The 16,086-nt window shown below is 70.8% G+C and carries 15 protein-coding genes, 1 tRNA gene and 1 pseudogene; 7 read left to right on the top strand and 10 right to left on the bottom strand.

Annotated features, from left to right (window positions below; translation table 11 throughout):
* Positions 1-241: 241 nt before the first annotated feature.
* Positions 242-385: pseudogene (locus ACGF8A_RS33250) on the bottom strand (Xaa-Pro aminopeptidase); the annotation flags it as partial.
* 248 nt (positions 386-633) lie between these two features.
* On the opposite strand from ACGF8A_RS33250, the gene ACGF8A_RS33245 reads away from it, so the two are divergent.
* The 6 genes from ACGF8A_RS33245 (at position 634) to ACGF8A_RS33220 (ending at position 4,982) form a co-directional block, all read left to right on the top strand.
* Positions 634-1,701, top strand: a complete 1,068-nt coding sequence (locus tag ACGF8A_RS33245; RefSeq protein WP_393114297.1) for an ABC transporter ATP-binding protein — start codon at positions 634-636, stop codon at positions 1,699-1,701.
* Positions 1,691-2,599 (top strand): ABC transporter permease, encoded by a 909-nt coding sequence (locus tag ACGF8A_RS33240; protein ID WP_393114289.1) that lies wholly within the window; start codon positions 1,691-1,693, stop codon positions 2,597-2,599. The genes ACGF8A_RS33245 and ACGF8A_RS33240 overlap by 11 nt, the downstream gene beginning before the upstream one ends.
* On the top strand, positions 2,596-3,507 hold the full coding sequence (locus ACGF8A_RS33235) for an ABC transporter ATP-binding protein (protein ID WP_393114287.1): 912 nt from the start codon (positions 2,596-2,598) through the stop codon (positions 3,505-3,507). Before ACGF8A_RS33240 ends, ACGF8A_RS33235 begins: the two co-directional genes overlap by 4 nt.
* 11 nt (positions 3,508-3,518) lie before the next feature.
* Positions 3,519-4,238 carry an ABC transporter permease subunit gene (locus ACGF8A_RS33230; protein WP_393114285.1) on the top strand — a complete coding sequence of 240 codons (720 nt, stop codon included), beginning with the start codon at positions 3,519-3,521 and terminating at the stop codon, positions 4,236-4,238.
* Between the two features lie 131 nt (positions 4,239-4,369).
* Positions 4,370-4,621: a hypothetical protein gene (locus tag ACGF8A_RS33225; RefSeq protein ID WP_393114283.1), complete on the top strand. Its 252-nt coding sequence runs from the start codon at positions 4,370-4,372 to the stop codon at positions 4,619-4,621.
* A 270-nt stretch (positions 4,622-4,891) separates the two neighbouring features.
* A tRNA-Ser gene (locus ACGF8A_RS33220) sits at positions 4,892-4,982 on the top strand.
* Between the two features lie 207 nt (positions 4,983-5,189).
* On the opposite strand, the gene ACGF8A_RS33215 is transcribed toward ACGF8A_RS33220, so the two are convergent.
* The 9 genes from ACGF8A_RS33215 to ACGF8A_RS33175 form a co-directional block, all read right to left on the bottom strand.
* Entirely contained in the window at positions 5,190-6,062 is an 873-nt protein-coding gene (locus tag ACGF8A_RS33215; RefSeq protein WP_393114281.1) for an HAD family hydrolase, read from the bottom strand.
* Positions 6,059-7,336 (bottom strand): serine--tRNA ligase, encoded by a 1,278-nt coding sequence (gene serS / locus ACGF8A_RS33210; RefSeq protein WP_393114279.1) that lies wholly within the window; start codon positions 7,334-7,336, stop codon positions 6,059-6,061. The genes ACGF8A_RS33215 and serS overlap by 4 nt, the downstream gene beginning before the upstream one ends.
* A gap of 539 nt (positions 7,337-7,875) precedes the next feature.
* Positions 7,876-8,808 (bottom strand): prephenate dehydratase, encoded by a 933-nt coding sequence (pheA, locus tag ACGF8A_RS33205; RefSeq protein WP_393114276.1) that lies wholly within the window; start codon positions 8,806-8,808, stop codon positions 7,876-7,878.
* Positions 8,809-8,938: 130 nt separating this feature from the next.
* Entirely contained in the window at positions 8,939-10,252 is a 1,314-nt protein-coding gene (gene efeB / locus ACGF8A_RS33200; RefSeq protein WP_393114295.1) for an iron uptake transporter deferrochelatase/peroxidase subunit, read from the bottom strand.
* A 20-nt stretch (positions 10,253-10,272) separates the two neighbouring features.
* Positions 10,273-12,237 carry a copper resistance CopC/CopD family protein gene (locus tag ACGF8A_RS33195; protein ID WP_393114274.1) on the bottom strand — a complete coding sequence of 655 codons (1,965 nt, stop codon included), beginning with the start codon at positions 12,235-12,237 and terminating at the stop codon, positions 10,273-10,275.
* A gap of 13 nt (positions 12,238-12,250) precedes the next feature.
* The gene (locus ACGF8A_RS33190) at positions 12,251-12,649 is read right to left on the bottom strand and encodes a copper chaperone PCu(A)C (RefSeq protein ID WP_393114293.1); all 399 of its coding nucleotides are present in this window, start codon (positions 12,647-12,649) and stop codon (positions 12,251-12,253) included.
* A 41-nt stretch (positions 12,650-12,690) separates the two neighbouring features.
* Positions 12,691-13,344: an SCO family protein gene (locus ACGF8A_RS33185; RefSeq protein ID WP_393114271.1), complete on the bottom strand. Its 654-nt coding sequence runs from the start codon at positions 13,342-13,344 to the stop codon at positions 12,691-12,693.
* Between the two features lie 120 nt (positions 13,345-13,464).
* Positions 13,465-14,214: a YcnI family protein gene (locus ACGF8A_RS33180; protein ID WP_393114269.1), complete on the bottom strand. Its 750-nt coding sequence runs from the start codon at positions 14,212-14,214 to the stop codon at positions 13,465-13,467.
* 183 nt (positions 14,215-14,397) lie between these two features.
* On the bottom strand, positions 14,398-15,222 hold the full coding sequence (locus ACGF8A_RS33175; protein WP_393114266.1) for a hypothetical protein: 825 nt from the start codon (positions 15,220-15,222) through the stop codon (positions 14,398-14,400).
* Positions 15,223-15,489: 267 nt separating this feature from the next.
* Here ACGF8A_RS33175 and ACGF8A_RS33170 point away from each other — a divergent pair, with 267 nt between their 5' ends.
* On the top strand, positions 15,490-15,939 hold the full coding sequence (locus tag ACGF8A_RS33170) for an ATP-binding protein (RefSeq protein WP_393114264.1): 450 nt from the start codon (positions 15,490-15,492) through the stop codon (positions 15,937-15,939).
* The last annotated feature ends 147 nt before the right edge of the window (positions 15,940-16,086 follow it).

Here is a 16,086-nt window from a genome sequence, read left to right as displayed (position 1 = left end):
GGGGCCTTACGCCTGCCCGGACTTGGGGATACCGCGGATCGCGCGACGCGCCTCGTGCTCACGGACGGTAGCCGACGGTTACTGGGAACAGCTCATTGAGCGAGCCCCCCGCAGTTGCTCCGGTGAGTCGCCGGGCAGGGCTTGATCAAGTTCCGGAGACGTGCGGTTGGTCGGCCGCTACCGGTTGGGGTGCACAGCAGAGCAGGCACGGGCTCCGTGATCATTGGGGTGTCTAGGCTCAACGCTGCATCCGCGCCGCCTCACGCTCGGTCACGCCAGGCTTCAGCTGGGCGGCCACATCCTCCGCGCACTCGTAGGCGAGGCGCTGCACCTTGCGGAACCCGCGCAGCTCCGCCGAGCGTTGACTGGTCACTGCCGTCGCCATGGCACCCTGTCCCACCGGTAGCGGTACGTGCTCGTAACTTGACATCGGTGAATGTGACAGTTGTTAGAGGCTGCGTCAATAGGAGTGGGCGAGCCTGTGGACGACCGCACGGATGTGGACAACTCGTGACGCGCGGTTCGGCCCTCAGGGTGACCCTCAGGGCCCCGTAATACTCAAGGGTGACGTGAAGACGGCTCTGGGGTCTGACGACTTGCGTGGCGCTCATCACTACCGTCGTGGATGTGACTGTGATCGCGACCGAAAGCCTGAGCAAGCGGTTCCCCCGGGTGACCGCGCTTGACCGGCTCTCCGTGGACGTCGGGCCCGGTGTGACCGGACTCGTCGGAGCCAATGGAGCCGGCAAGTCCACACTGATCAAGATCCTGCTGGGTCTGTCCCCCGCCACCGAGGGCCGCGCCGAAGTGCTCGGACTCGATGTCGCCACCCAGGGCGCCGCCATCCGCGAGCGCGTGGGGTACATGCCGGAGCACGACTGTCTGCCGCCCGACGTCTCGGCCACCGAGTTCGTCGTCCACATGGCGCGCATGTCCGGCCTGCCGCCCACCGCCGCGCGCGAACGCACCGCGGACACCCTGCGCCACGTCGGCCTGTACGAGGAACGCTACCGCCCCGTCGGGGGCTACTCGACGGGCATGAAGCAGCGCGTCAAGCTGGCCCAGGCCCTGGTCCACGACCCGCAGCTGGTCTTCCTCGACGAGCCGACGAACGGCCTCGACCCGGTCGGCCGTGACGAGATGCTCGGCCTGATCCGCCGCATCTACACCGACTTCGGCATCTCCGTGCTGGTCACCTCGCACCTGCTGGGCGAACTGGAGCGCACCTGCGACCACGTGGTCGTGGTAGACGGCGGCAAGCTGCTGCGCTCCAGCTCCACCACGGAGTTCACGCAGACCACGACGACCCTCGCCATCGAGGTCACCGACACCGACGAGCACCCGGACGGCACCCGCGCGGTGCGCGACGCGCTCCACGCGCGCGGGGTGACCGTCGCCGCCGGCAGCGGACTGCCCGGCGCCGGCCACGTCCTGCTGCTCACCGCGCAGGGCGAGGAGACCTACGACCTGGTCCGCGACACGGTCGCCGACCTCGGTCTGGGCCTGGTCCGCATGGAGCAGCGCCGGCACCAGATCTCGGAGGTCTTCACGACCGGCACGGACACCGGAACCGACACCGGCACGGACACCGGAACCGACACCGGCACGGACACCGGAACCGACACCGGCACGGACACCGGCACGGACACCGGAACCGACACCGACGAGCAGCGGAAGGAGGCCGTCCGCCATGGCGGTTGAGCAGCCCGTACCCACGGCGCCGGGTGACCAGACCCGCATCCACAACATCGGCTACCGCACGTACGACGGCCCGCGCCTGGGCCGCGCCTACGCCCGCCGGTCCCTCTACTCGCAGTCCCTGCGCGGCTCCTACGGCCTCGGCCGTTCGGTGAAGTCCAAGGTGCTGCCGATGCTGCTGTTCGTGGTGATGTGCGTGCCCGCGGCCATCATGGTCGCCGTCGCGGTCGCCACCAAGGCCAACGACCTGCCTGTGGACTACACGCGCTACGCGATCATCATGCAGGCCGTCATCAGCCTGTACATCGCCTCGCAGGCCCCCCAGTCCGTCTCGCGCGACCTGCGTTTCAAGACCGTGCCGCTGTACTTCTCGCGGCCCATCGAGACCGCGGACTACGTGCGCGCGAAGTACGCGGCCCTGGCCTCGGCGCTGTTCATCCTCACCGCCGCCCCGCTGCTCGTCCTCTACGTGGGCGCGCTGCTGGCCGAACTCGACTTCGCGGACCAGACCAAGGGATTCGCACAGGGACTCGTCTCCGTGGCACTGCTCTCACTGCTCTTCGCCGGCATCGGCCTGGTCATCGCGTCGGTGACGCCGCGGCGCGGCTTCGGCATCGCTGCCGTGATCGCCGTGCTGACCATCTCCTACGGCGCCGTGTCCACACTGCAGGCCATCGCCGACGCGCAGGGCACCTCCGGCTCCATCGCCTGGATCGGCCTCTTCTCGCCGATCACCCTCATCGACGGCGTGCAGTCCGCCTTCCTCGGCGCGCAATCGGCGTTCCCCGGCGGTGTCGGCCCCACCAACGGCGAGGGCGTCGTCTACGTCGTCGCCGCCCTCGGTCTCATCGCCGCGAGCTACGGCCTCCTGATCCGCCGCTACAAGAAGGTGGGACTGTGACCACGCTCTCCATCGACCATGTCTCCCGCTGGTTCGGCAACGTGGTCGCCGTCAACGACATCACCATGACGATCGGCCCCGGCGTCACCGGCCTGCTCGGCCCCAACGGCGCCGGAAAGTCCACCCTGATCAACATGATGGGCGGCTTCCTCGCCCCCTCCACCGGCACCGTCACCCTCGACGGCCGGCAGGTGTGGCGCAACGAGAAGATCTACCAGCAGATCGGCATCGTCCCCGAGCGCGAGGCGATGTACGACTTCCTCACCGGCCGCGAGTTCGTCGTCGCCAACGCCGAACTGCACGGCCTCGGCGCGAAGGCGGCCCAGAAGGCCCTCGCCACGGTCGAGATGGAGTACGCGCAGGACCGCAAGATCGCCACGTACTCCAAGGGCATGCGCCAGCGCGTGAAGATGGCGTCCGCCCTGGTCCACGAGCCGTCACTGCTCCTGCTCGACGAGCCCTTCAACGGCATGGACCCGCGCCAGCGCATGCAGCTGATGGACCTGCTGCGGCGGATGGGCGACGAGGGCCGCACGGTGCTGTTCTCCTCCCACATTCTCGAAGAGGTCGAGCAGCTCGCCTGGCACATCGAGGTCGTGGTCGCCGGACGCCACGCGGCAAGCGGCGACTTCCGCAAGATCCGCCGCCTGATGACCGACCGGCCGCACCGCTACCTGGTGCGCTCCAGCGACGACCGCGCCCTCGCGGCCGCTCTGATCGCCGACCCGTCGACCTCCGGCATCGAAGTGGACCGGACCGAGGGCGCGTTGCGCATCCAGGCCGTCGACTTCGGCCGCTTCACCGCCCTGCTCCCGCGGGTGGCCCGGGACCACGGCATCCGTCTGCTGACGGTCTCGCCGTCCGACGAGTCCCTCGAGTCCGTGTTCTCGTACCTGGTCACGGCGTAGGAGGCCGAAGAATGTACGACCCCACAGTCGCCCGGCTCACCTACCGGGCCCTGCTCGGCCGGCGCCGTGCCCTCATCCTCGCTGCCCTTCCCCTGCTGCTGATCGCGATCTCCGTGGTCGTGCGCGCCCTCGCCGGCGCCGACGACCAGACCGCCGCCGACCTGCTGGGCGGCCTGGCGCTGGCCACGATGGTGCCGATCATCGGCGTCATCGCGGGCACGGGCGCGATCGGCCCGGAGATCGACGACGGCTCGGTGGTGTATCTGCTGTCCAAGCCCGTGAAGCGGCCGACGATCATCTTCACCAAGCTGATCGTGGCGATCGCGGTGACGATGGTGTTCTCGGCGGTGCCCACGCTGATCGCCGGCTTCATCCTGAACGGCAACGGCCAGCAGGTCGCCGTCGCCTACACGGTGGCCGCGCTGGTCGCCTCCATCGCCTACGCCGCGCTGTTCCTGCTGCTCGGCACGGTGTCCCGGCACGCGGTGGTGTTCGGCCTGGTCTACGCGCTGGTCTGGGAGGCGCTGTTCGGCTCGCTGGTGGCCGGTGCGCGCACGCTCAGCGTCCAGCAGTGGTCGCTGGCCGTGGCCCACAGGGTCGGCGACGGTGAGCTGGTGACGTCCGACGTCGGGCTGACGACGGCGACGGTGCTGCTGATCGTGGTCACCGTCCTCGCCACCTGGTACGCCGGGCAGAAACTGCGGTCCCTGACGCTGGCCGGGGAGGAGTGACAGGACCGGGCGACGACGCACGGTGAGGCCCTCGTTCTTGACGGGGGCTTCACCTCGTTCCGGTCACACTGGGCGGAACGGCACCTGGCGAACGAGGCCGTACGGGGGACGCGCGGCCGGGAGGAGCGGACATGGCAGGCGAGACGCCGCAGCACGAGGACCGCGGGCAGTCCGGTGACCAGGTGGACGCCGGCTGGGACGACCTGGTTCTTGACGAGGACTTCGTCCGCGCCGCCGACACCGCCGAGCCCTCCGCCCGGGCCCGGATGCTCGCCGAGCGATGGCGCCGCGAGGCGCCCGAGCCGCAGCCGTGGCGCTCCGACGAACCGCCCGCCGGATGGTTCTTCAGCAAGGTCCGCCGGCGTCGGTGGCGCCGGCGGTAGCCCACTTCGGCGCCCCTCTTTAATCAGTGGCGCCCAACTCGGCGTACGGGCACAGTGGCTGTGTCCACGACGCCGGATCGATCCGGCGCCACCCACTGGGAGAGGAGCCGGACGATGTCCCTGCACGGCAGTACGTCCCGCTCCCGTCAGGGCAGCCTGCGGCGGACCTCGGAGTAGTCGCCACCGCTCCGCGGAGCCGCCCCGCACGGGGAGCTGCCCGGGGCGGCCGCTTCGAGCACGCGATGTCGCTCTCGCGTGGGCCGCCCACCCGGAGGATTGGCCGAGTGGTAAGGCACCGGCTTGCTGAGCCGTGGTCGGGTCTGAAAAGCCCGCGCACGTTCGATCCGTGCATCCTCCGCCACACCGGACCGTCACCGGGACCGGCACGGACACCGCACCCCCACCGGCGCCAAGCGGTCCCGCTTCCGACTGAACCCCTACGACGGCGAACTCCTACTACGCAGAACTCCTACGACGGCGAACTCCTACGACGGCGAACTCCTACGACGGCGAACTCCTACGACGGCGAACTCCTACGACGGCGAACTCCTACTACGCAGAACCCCTACTACGCAGAACCGGCTCCAGGCCGAGCCGACGACGAGGCGGATGCCGCCGCCGACGCCTCCAGCAACCGCTCCACCACCACCGCGATCCCGTCCTCCTCGTTGGACGCGGTCACCTCGTCGGCCACTGCCCGCAGGTCCTCGTGCGCGTTGGCCATGGCCACGCCCCGCGCCGCCCAGGCGAACATCGGGATGTCGTTGGGCATGTCTCCGAAGGCGATGGTGTCCGCGGCCTTCATGCCCAGACGCCGAGCCGCCAGCGACAGCCCCGTCGCCTTGGAGAGGCCGAGGGGGAGGAGCTCGACGATGCCCTGGCCGGCCATGGTGACGGTGACGAAGCCGCCCGCGGCCCGCTGGGCGACGTCCGCGAGCTCGTCGTCCGTGAGGGTCGGATGCTGGATGTAGATCTTGTTCAGCGGCGCCGACCAGAGGTCCGCCGCCTCCGTGAAGGGTGTCGCCGGAAGCCCGCCCTGAAGCGCGTAGCCCGGTCCGACCAGCACCTCACCGTCCAGGCCGTCGCGGCTCGCCGCCAGATACAGCGGTCCGGTCTCCGCCTCGATCTTGGCCAGAGCCACGCCCGCCAGCTGCCGGTCCAGGGTCACCGACGTCAGCAGACGGTGCTCGCCGGCGTCGTACACCTGTGCGCCCTGGCCGCAGACGGCGAGGCCGGTGTAGCCGAGGTCGTCGAGTATGTGCCGGGTCCACGGGACCGCGCGCCCGGTGACGACGATGTGCGCGGCGCCCGCCGCGGTGGCCGCGGTGAGCGCGTCCCGGGTGCGTCGCGAGACCGACTCGTCGGAGCGCAGGAGCGTGCCGTCGAGGTCGGTGGCGATCAGCCGGTACGGGAACCCGGCGGCGGGAGCCGTGTCGCTCACTTGGCCACCGGTTCCAGGACCTCCCGGCCGCCCAGGTACGGCCGCAGCACGTCGGGCACGCGCACGGAGCCGTCGGCCTGCTGGTGGTTCTCCAGGATCGCCACGATCGTCCGGGGCACGGCGCACAGGGTGCCGTTGAGCGTCGCCAGCGGCCGCACCTTCTTGTCCTCGCGCATACGGATCGACAGGCGGCGCGACTGGAACTCGGTGCAGTCCGAGGTCGAGGTCAGCTCGCGGTACTTGCCCTGCGTCGGGATCCACGCCTCGCAGTCGAACTTGCGCGAGGCCGAGGCGCCCAGGTCGCCGGAGGCGACGTCGATCACGCGGAACGGCAGCTCCAGCGACGTCAGCCACTGCTTCTCCCACTCCAGCAGGCGCTGGTGCTCGGCCTGCGAGTCCTCGGGAGCGACGTACGAGAACATCTCGACCTTGTCGAACTGGTGCACACGGAAGATGCCCCGGGTGTCCTTGCCGTGCGAGCCGGCCTCGCGGCGGAAGCAGGGCGAGAAGCCCGCGTAGCGCAGCGGGAGCTTGCCGGAGTCGAGGATCTCGTCCATGTGGTACGCGGCGAGCGGGACCTCGGAGGTGCCGACGAGGTAGAGGTCGTCGCTCGCGAGGTGGTAGACGTCCTGGGCGGCCTGGCCGAGGAAGCCGGTGCCGGCCATCGACTGCGGGCGCACCAGCGCCGGGGTGAGCATCGGCGTGAAGCCGGCCGCGGTGGCCTGCGCCATCGCGGCGTTCACCAGGGCCAGCTCGAGCAGCGCACCCACACCGGTGAGGAAGTAGAAGCGCGAGCCGGAGACCTTCGCCCCGCGCTCGACGTCGATCGCGCCCAGGATCTGACCGAGCTCCAGGTGGTCCCGGGGCTCGAAGCCCTCGGCGCCGAAGTCGCGAATCGTGCCGTGCGTCTCCAGGGTGACGAAGTCCTCCTCGCCGCCCACGGGGACGTCCGGGTGGACGAGGTTGCCGAGCTTCTGGAGCAGCTCCTGGGTCTCGGCGTCGGCCGCGTCCCGCTCCGCGTCGGCGGCCTTGACGTCGGCGGCGAGCTGACCGGCCTTCTTCAGCAGTTCGGCCTTCTCGTCGCCGGATGCCTTGCCGATGAGCTTGCCGAGGCCCTTCTGCTCGTTGCGCAGCTCGTCGAAGCGGACGCCCAACGACCTGCGCCGCTCGTCTGCAGACAGGAGAGCGTCGACGAGCGCGACGTCCTCTCCACGGGCACGCTGGGAGGCGCGCACACGGTCGGGGTCCTCACGAAGCAGGCGAAGGTCAATCACGCGCTCAAGGCTACCGGTGCGGGGTGAGCGCCCACGACTCACTATTCCGTGCCGTGGATTACGTGCCGTTATGCCGTAATTGCCCTTGGTTGTACGCTCTCGTCAATAAGGATCTTGACGATCCCTTGATCGGGGCGGCCTGCGGGTGGCCGGTTGACTGGATTGCCTTGTGGGGAGCGGGACTTGGGATCTGGGTTGTCCACAGGGGTCCGCATCCTCCGAAAAGTTATCCACAGGGTGTGTGGGAGATCTGTGGATTCGGAATTGATCAATCCGAAGGATCCTTATGGATCTTTGGATTCCCGTGGCATACGTCCCTTACGCTCACTTTCGAGTGGAAATACGTCGCTCCAAAGGGTTGACCCAAGGAAAAGAGTGGACGAAGGGTGACCTGCCTGCCGGTGGACGTCGAGAGGTCTTGGAGGGCGATTTGTCGACAAGGTCGCATCCCGCTGTCGACTTGTCCCCAGGTCGAGATGCGGACCTGTGGATAACGCCTGTGGATAACGCAAATATGCAGGTAGGACCAACGGTACCGGCTAGAACCGGCCGTCCTGGCACCGGGCCACCCAGTCCGCCGCCGCCGTGAACTCGTCGTCCGACGTGCCGGGAAGCGGACGCCGGACATCCCCGGGCCTCACGTCCGCGCGGGGGTAGGAGCCGAGGAAACGCACCTGGAGGCAGATCCTCTTGAGTCCCATCATGGCCTCGGCGACGCGGCGGTCGGAGATGTGGCCCTCGGCGTCGATGCAGAAGCAGTAGTTGCCGATGCCGGCGCCGGTGGGCCGGGACTGGAGCAGCATCAGGTTGATGCCGCGTGTGGCGAACTCGCCCAGCAGGTCGCGCAGGCCGCCGGGGTGGTCGTCGCGCTGCCAGATCACGACCGAGGTCTTGTCCGCGCCGGTCGGCGCGGCGGGCCGGGCGTGACGGCCGACCAGCACGAACCGGGTCTGCGCGTTCTCCGCGTCGTGGATCCCGGTCTCCAGGGCCGTCAGGCCGTACCGGGCGGCCGCGAACTCGCCCGCGAAGGCGGCGTCGTACTGCCCCTCCTGGACGAGGCGGGCGGCATCCGCGTTCGAGGCGGCCGACTCCCAGGTCGCGTCCGGGAGGTTCTTCCGCAGCCAGTTGCGCACCTGCGGCTGGGCCGCCGGGTGCGCCGAGACCGTCTTGATGTCCGACAGCGAGGTGCCCGGCCTGACCAGCAGCGCGAAGGTGATCGAGAGCAGCACCTCGCGGTAGATCATCAGCGGCTCGCCCGCGACGAGTTCGTCGAGGGTCGTGGTGATGCCGCCCTCGACGGAGTTCTCGATCGGCACGAACGCGGCCTCGGCCTCACCGACGCGCACCGCGTCCAGAGCGGACTGCACGGACACGTACGGCATCAGTTCGCGGGTCGCCGCCTCCGGCAGCGTGCGAAGAGCGACTTCGGTGAAGGTGCCCTCGGGACCGAGATACGCATAGCTCGCTGGCATGCCCTCACCCTAATGGGCCTCCGCGCACCCGGCTCGTGCGTCTCACGAGAGCCCCTCCCGTGAGTGAACACGCCCCTTGCGAGGTCCGCACACGGACCGACCCGCACCCTTGGCGCCCCAAGGGCACCGTTCACCCCTCCAGCAACACCTGCCCTACGTACTCTCCCTCCGCCGCCCCGCCCGGCGCGGCGAACAGCCCGCTCGCCTCGTGCCGGACGAACCGCGACAGCGCGTCCCCCCGGTCCAGCTTGCGCTGCACGGTCACGAAGCCGCGCAACGGATCCGCCTGCCAGCAGATGAACAGCAGACCGGCGTCCGGAGCCCCGTCCCCGTCGAAGCCGTCGTGGTACGAGAACGGGCGGCGGAGCATCGCCGCACCCCCGTTCTGGTCGGGCCGGCTGATCCGCGCGTGCGCGTTGATCGGGACGACCAGACTGCCCTCGGCGTCCGTCTTCTCCAGGTCCATCGCGGCCGTCTCGGTGCCGCCGGACAGCGGCGCCCCGTCGGACTTGCGCCGCCCGATGACGTCCTCCTGCTCCTTGAGCGAGAGCCGCTCCCAGTCGTCGAGGAGCATGCGGATACGGCGTACGACGACGTAGGAGCCGGCCGCCATCCAGGCCGGGTCGGACGCACCGGACTCCGGCACGAAGATCCGCCGGTCGAAGTCGGGCTCCGCCGGCTTGGGATTGCGTGTCCCGTCGATCTGCCCCATGAGATTGCGGGCCGTCATGGGGTGGGCCGTGGCCCCCGGCGACCGGTTGAAGCCGTTCATCTGCCACCGGACCCGTGCCGCGCCGCCCGCGTCCTTCTGGATCGCGCGCAGGGCGTGGAACGCGACCAGGGCGTCGTTCGCGCCGATCTGCACCCACAGGTCGCCGTCGCTGCGCGCCCGGTCGAGCTGGTCGGAGGAGAAGGGGGGAAGCGGGTCGAGGGCGGCCGGGCGCTGCTTCTCCAGACCCGTACGGCCGAAGAAGCTGTGCCCGAACCCGAAGGTGATCGTCAGCGACGAGGGGCCGGCATCCTGCGCCACACTCGTGTCGCCGTCCTTCGCGGGCTCGCCCGCCATCAGCCGGCGGGCCGTTTCCGACCAGCGGCGCAGCAGTGCGGCGGCCTCCTTGCGACCCGCGCCGACGGCGAGGTCGAAGGCGACGACATGGCCCCGCGCCTGCATCGGCGTGGTGATCCCGGGCTGATGTTTCCCGTGAAACATCACCTGATCGGCGCCCACTGAGGTGAGCGGCGTGACCTGCGCGGGTGCCGCGGCGTAGCCGACGGCGCCGCCCGTGGCACCGAGGACCAGCCCGGTGGCGCCGGCGGTACCGAGCAGCGTCCGCCGTGAGATGCCCTCCTCAGGGGACGCGTTCTGCGGAGCGGCCCCCTGGGGAGGCGTCCCGGCAGGGCGCGTCCGCGGGACGGCCCGGTGGTCGGCCGTCTGGTCGGCCATCTGCTCAGCCATGATGATGTTCAGCCGATCTGCGCGTTCTTGGAGACGGTCACCTGGTCGATGTCGGAGGTCCGCACGGTCGCGGCGATCTCCCATTCGCCCGCCATGGGGATCTGCACCCCGCTCGCCGACCAGTGCCCGGTGGTGATGTGGTCGGGGACCACGGGCAGCGGCCCCACGTTCTTGGACTTCAGGGTGAAGGCGACCTTCACCTCGGGGATGTCGAAGGCCCGCCCGTTGGGGCGCTGGACGTAGACGTGCATCTCGTTGGCGCCGACCCGCGCGGGGTCGATGTCGATGCGTACGACGCCCTTGCCGTCCGTGCCGCCCGCGTCGAAGGGCATGTCCAGGGTGACCACCCCGGTGGCCGAGGACGCGGCGGACGAGGAGGACGCGGAGGACGCGGAGGACGCGGCGGCCGCCTCGGCCTCCTCCACCGTGCGCCCCGGCTCGGTGGCCGTCAGCGCCGTCGTCACCGCGAGCAGGACGACAGCGACGCCGGCCTCGGCCAGCACGGAACGGCGCAGACCGTAACGGCTGGGGTCGGCGTCCCGCTCCCGCTTCTGCCGGGCCGTGTCGACGGCGGCGCGCTGCCGCGCGAGCTGGGCGGCTCGCTGGGAGTTCCCGGCCTGCTTGGAGTCCCCGCCCCGCTTGGAGCCTCCCGAACCCGAACCCGAACCCGATCCCGATGCCGACCGTGCGCCGGCCTTGGTGCTTTCCCGCTCCCGCCGCTTCGCCGCCGCTCCCGCGGTCATGGTGTCCGCCAGCTGACCGGTCCACCGCCGTGAGATCCACGCCACGCCCACCAGCAGCACCACCAGCGCCACCTTGACCAGCAGCAATTGCCCGTACCGCGTCCCCGTGAGCGCCGACCAGGAGCCGACCTGTCGCCACGACTGGTAGAGGCCGGTCGCGACCAGCGCGATCACGCTGCCGAAGGCGACCTGGGAGAAGCGCCGTACCGCGGCGGACTCCAGCGGGGTTTGCGCCGGAGCCCGGTACAGCGACACCAGCAGCGCGCTCAGCCCACCGAGCCACGCAGCCACCGCCAGCAGGTGGATGACGTCGACCGGCATCGCGACACCGGGCTGGATGCCGGTCGACGCGTGCTCGGCCATCGCCCAGGACGCGGCGATCCCCGCGGCCACGACACCACCGCCGAGCGCCAGCCCGAACGTCAGGTCCCGCTTCTCGTCCTCGTCCCGCTTCTCGTACGCCCCGAAGAGCACGGCGATGAACAACGCCGCGGCGGCGAGCAGCAGCAGCCGTGAGACGAGTGCCGCACCCGTCTTGGTCTGCAGCACCTGGCCGAGCAGATCGAGGTCGAAGACGTCGCCGAGCGAGCCGGAGAGCGTGTACGAGCCGCGCAGCAGCAGCAGCCCCATGGTCGCCGCGGTGAGCGCCACCCACCCAGAGACGACGAGGCGCTGGACGGCTCGCACACCCGCCCCGAGCGGCCAGCAGGCCAGCACGAAGGCCGCCCCACCGGCCAGCACGACGAACCCGGCGTACGACACGTACCGCCCGATCCCGTACAGCCAGCCGACGGCCCCGCCCCCGGCCGTCCGGTCCGCCACCGACACGGAGGTCGACGAGGGCGCGCCGATGGAGAAGGTGTAGGCACCGGCGACGGGATGGCTGTCGGCGGACACCACCTGGTAGGCCACCGTGTAGGTCCCGTCGGGCAGGCCCGAGTGGAGTTTCACGGCGTACGTCGTGCCGCTGACGTTGCTCGCCCCGCCGGTGTCGGCCCGCCCGCCCTTGGGGTCGAGCACCTGGAGCGAGTCGTCGGAGAGCGACACCGCCTCGGAGAAGGTGAGCGAGACCTGTGCCGGAGCCTTGTCGACCACCGCCCCCTGCTGGGGATCGCTGCCGGTCAGCGCGGCATGCGCGGAGGCGGTCCCGGCGCCGCCGAGGAGCAGTCCGGCCGCGGCCAGGATCAGCAGCACCAGGCTCCGGACGCGGGGAGCGATGGTCGGTGTCAAGGTGGTCCCTCCCTCAGTGCCCGGAATCCGGGGTGTACGTGGCGGACTTCACCGGCATCTTCACCGTGACCGTGCCGGAATCGGCGAAGCGCAGTTCGACGGAGACCGTCTCGCCCTGCTTCGGCCTGCGCTTGAGGTTCTCGAACATCAGGTGGTTCCCGCCGCTCTCCAGCACGAGTTCACCGTGCGCGGGCACCGGCAGTTCCTTGACCTCCCGCATCGCGGAGTGGACCGTCTCGTGCACGGTCACCTCGCCGATGTCGCTGGTCACGGACGTCAACTCGTCGTCCGTACCGCCCTTGTTGGCGATGGTCAGAAAACCGGCCGCCATCGAGTCCGAGACGGGCTGCGGCATGTAGGCGGCGCTGACGGAGACGTCGGGCGCGGAGTCCCGGCCGCAGCCCGTGAGCATCAGCGCACCCGTCAGCAGGGCCGCCGCCACGGTCGTGCGCCTCACGGCTTCTCCCCCTCGGCCAGCTTGGGGAGGTCCTTGATGTAGTCGTCGACGGTGGCGTCCTCGCCGTACAGGACGTAACCCGCGTCGGTCTTCGGGGAGAAGGCGACGACCTGGGTGCCGTGCGTGGAGACGATCTTGCCCTTCTCCTTGTGCGGCGGCTCGATGGAGATGCCGAGCGTGCGGGCGGCGGCCTGGATGGTCGCGAAGTCGCCGGACAGGCCGACGGCTTGCGGGTCGATGCCCTTGAGCCACGTGCCGAGCGCGGCGGGGGTGTCCCGGTCCGGGTCGGTGGTGACGAACACGATCCGCAGCTCGTCCTGCTGCGCCTTGGGCAGCTTGGTCTTGGCGACGGCGATGTTGTTCATGGTCAGCGGGCACACGTCGGGGCAGTTGGTGTAGCCGAAGTAGATCAGCGTCGGCCTGCCCGCCGTCTCCTCGCGCAGGTCGTACTTCCGGCCCTTCGTGTCCGTCAGCACCAGATCCGGCTTCTCGAACGGCTGGTCGAGGACGGTGGCCGCCTTGGCGTCGCCACCCTCCTCGGAGACCACGGCGACGGGCGAACCGCCGTCGTCCGCTCCGCCCCCGCAGGCGGACAGGGTCAGGGTGGCGGCCGCGATCAGCGCGGCCGCCGCGAACGTCTTCTTACGCATAGTGAAATGTCCCAGATGTGAGGTCTCCGGCATGCGCCGGTGGCGTACGGCAAGCGCGTCACCCGTGGGTGGACCCGTGTGCCGTACGCCTTGCGGCGCACACCGTCGGAGCGGGAGGCGTCAGGCGGCGGTGCCGCGCCGGCGCCCGGCCAGCACGCCGTACGCCACGCCGGCCGCGCCGACGACGATGCCGACGACGCCCAGGACACGGGCGGTGGTGTCGGTGCTGTCGGCCGGCTCAGCGGCCTCGGTGGTGGTCTTGGCGGCGGCCGAGGCGTCGGCGGCGGGCTCCTCGGAGTCCTTCTCGGGCCCGGCAGAGCCGTGGTGGTCGTCCTTCGCGGCGGACAGCTCCAGCACCGGCGCCGGGTTCTCCGGCTCCTCCTGGCCCTCCTGGGGCACCTCGATCCAGCGCACGACCTCGTCGTTGGAGTAGGTCTGGATCGCCTTGAAGACCATTTCGTCGGCGTCCTCGGGCAGCGCGCCCACGGAGACGGGGAACTTCTGGAAGTAGCCCGGCTCGACGCCCTTGCCGGTGGCGGTCCAGGTGATCTTGCTGACCGCCTCGGTGATCTGGTGGCCGTGCGACTCGATGGGCTTGTCCAGCTTGGACTTGGTGACCTGGACCTTCCAGCCCGGCACCGGCTCGGGCATGACCGAGGAGAGCGGGTGCTCGGTCGGGAAGCTGATCTCCAGCTTGGTGGTCGAGGCGTTGTCGCGCTCGTTGGGGACCTTGAAGTCGACGACCGCGTAACCGCCCTTGGCGGCCTCGCCGTCCGGCTGCACGGTGACGTGCGCGAAGGCGGGGGCGGACAGGACGACGACGGCCGAGGCGGCGACGGCACCGGCGGCGGCGAGACGGTAGGCCTTCATGGGGATGAGCACTCCACTTCGAGTGAGGGTTCCGTTGGTGAGGAGGGGTACGCGCGCGGGGAGGTGCCCGTTGCGGGCATCGCCGATCAGCGGGCCTGCCGAAGGTCGTTCGCCGGCAGGCGGGTACACGCGCGTGCCGCGCGACGGCGGCGGTCCACGGAAAGGAAGCGGCGGCGCGTCGCGTCAGGCGGCGAGAACGAGCACGGTGGCGGGCGGCCCGCGCCGGATCACGGTGTGCTGGAGTGCGGTGGTACGAGGCTCAGGGACGCCGCGTGCGGGGGCGCGCCGAAGACGCGCACGGGCGTCGGGCGCCGCCGGGAGCCCGGCATGCAGGGCGCGCGCCAGCGCGAACGCCGCGCGCAGGGATCGTACGAGCGAGCCCTCCGCGATCGAATGCGCCGAGAGCGCTGAGAGTTCTGTGATCCGCAGCAGAGCGAGGTCACCGCGACGCAGCAGCCAGCCCGCGACGACCGCCGCGAGGACATGGCCGAGCAGCATCGGCAGGGACGGAAGCTGTGCGGCGGGGGAGCCGACGGCCGTGGACATGGCGTCGGCGGGGTGGTGCACGGCGTGCGCACCCGAATCGCCGCCCTGATGGACCCGGGCCTCCACCAGGATCCGCTGAGCCTGCGCCGGGCTGATCGCCGCCGCGGTGCTCCCGCACACGAGCCGCGCGGCCTGCGCGACCAGCGTCGCGTCGGCCTGCGCGGCCTCGGACGCCGCGGCCGCGGCGTGCTGGCCCAGCCCGAACACCGTGTGCAGCACGGTCTGCCCGACCGCCAGCAGCGCGGTGATCCCCGGCAGCGAGCGCTCCCGCCCGGCGAGCGGCGCCGCGACCAGGAGCACGCCCAGGAATCCCGCGCCCAGCGTCCACAGCGGAACGGCGGCGCAGGAGGCGATGGCGTGCCCGGCCCCGGACAGCACGACGCAGACCGCGGCGAAGACCGCGGCCCGCGGGATCCGGAGCCCGGCTCCGGGGTGCGCTGTGCGCGGGCGGGGGGCAGACATGGCGGCCTCATCATCGCACTGCTCTTATGGCGGCCATACGGCAGGTCCGCAAGATTCCGTACGCTCCGGAAGGTCCTCCTCTGTGCCGTCCTGCCCGGTGCGGCTGCTATCGCCGGTCACCCATCCGGAACACTCATGCCTCACATACACCGTCGCCACCCTCGGCACATCCCCCGTATGGGCGGCATCACGTTGATTCCGCGCTTACATACGCGTACGGGCGGTAATACGTAACGGTATGTCGAGCCGCGGCCAGGAGGCTGGAGCATGAGCATCTGGTGGTCACTCCATCTGCGGCGCGACGCCGCGAGCGTGCCGCTCGCCCGGCGCCTGCTGCTCGGCACGATGGAGACGGCGGGTGTCGACCCCGACGTCTCCTACGACCTTTCCGTCGCCCTCACCGAGGCCTGCGCCAACGCCGTGGAACACGGCGGGGACACCGCGCACGGCGTCTCCACCGGGGCGTACCGGGTCACCGCCTACCTCGACGGCGAGAAGTGCCGCATCGAGGTCACCGACTCCGGGCCGGGGTTCACCCGCCCCCATCCCCGTCCACTGCCCGCCCGCCCCGACGCCGAGCACGGCCGCGGCCTGTGCCTCATCGAGGAGCTCGCCGACCACGTCCACATCGGCAACAACCCTGGCCGGGACGGGGCCGTGGTGAGCTTCGACAAGATCCTCAAGTGGAGAGAGGACGCTCCGCTGATGGCGGTGTAGCGCCCCGAACACGGCCCCTGGCGCGCGCCGACGGCCGGGGGGCCCCCCCGGGGGCCCCCCCCGGCGGGCCCCGCGGGCCGCCCCCCGCAGCCCGGGCCACCACCACACGCCCCCCGCCCGTCCCGCGGGGGCGGCCGCCCCCGCCGG

Source organism: Streptomyces sp. NPDC047706 (genome assembly GCF_043204795.1).
Lineage (GTDB): Bacteria > Actinomycetota > Actinomycetes > Streptomycetales > Streptomycetaceae > Streptomyces.
Note: the sequence above shows the minus strand (reverse complement) of the source record. Positions and strands in the feature narration are given on the sequence as shown.

What these genes read in the sequence shown, in the direction of transcription:
- ACGF8A_RS33240 (WP_393114289.1), top strand. Translation starts at nt 1,691, where the DNA reads ATGGCGGTTGAGCAGCCCGTACCCACGGCGCCGGGTGACCAGACCCGC.
- ACGF8A_RS33230 (WP_393114285.1), top strand. Translation starts at nt 3,519, where the DNA reads ATGTACGACCCCACAGTCGCCCGGCTCACCTACCGGGCCCTGCTCGGC.
- ACGF8A_RS33225 (WP_393114283.1), top strand. Translation starts at nt 4,370, where the DNA reads ATGGCAGGCGAGACGCCGCAGCACGAGGACCGCGGGCAGTCCGGTGAC.
- pheA (WP_393114276.1), bottom strand. Translation starts at nt 8,808, where the DNA reads ATGCCAGCGAGCTATGCGTATCTCGGTCCCGAGGGCACCTTCACCGAA.
- efeB (WP_393114295.1), bottom strand. Translation starts at nt 10,252, where the DNA reads ATGGCCGACCAGACGGCCGACCACCGGGCCGTCCCGCGGACGCGCCCT.
- ACGF8A_RS33190 (WP_393114293.1), bottom strand. Translation starts at nt 12,649, where the DNA reads ATGCTCACGGGCTGCGGCCGGGACTCCGCGCCCGACGTCTCCGTCAGC.
- ACGF8A_RS33185 (WP_393114271.1), bottom strand. Translation starts at nt 13,344, where the DNA reads ATGCGTAAGAAGACGTTCGCGGCGGCCGCGCTGATCGCGGCCGCCACC.
- ACGF8A_RS33180 (WP_393114269.1), bottom strand. Translation starts at nt 14,214, where the DNA reads ATGAAGGCCTACCGTCTCGCCGCCGCCGGTGCCGTCGCCGCCTCGGCC.
- ACGF8A_RS33175 (WP_393114266.1), bottom strand. Translation starts at nt 15,222, where the DNA reads ATGTCTGCCCCCCGCCCGCGCACAGCGCACCCCGGAGCCGGGCTCCGG.
- ACGF8A_RS33170 (WP_393114264.1), top strand. Translation starts at nt 15,490, where the DNA reads ATGAGCATCTGGTGGTCACTCCATCTGCGGCGCGACGCCGCGAGCGTG.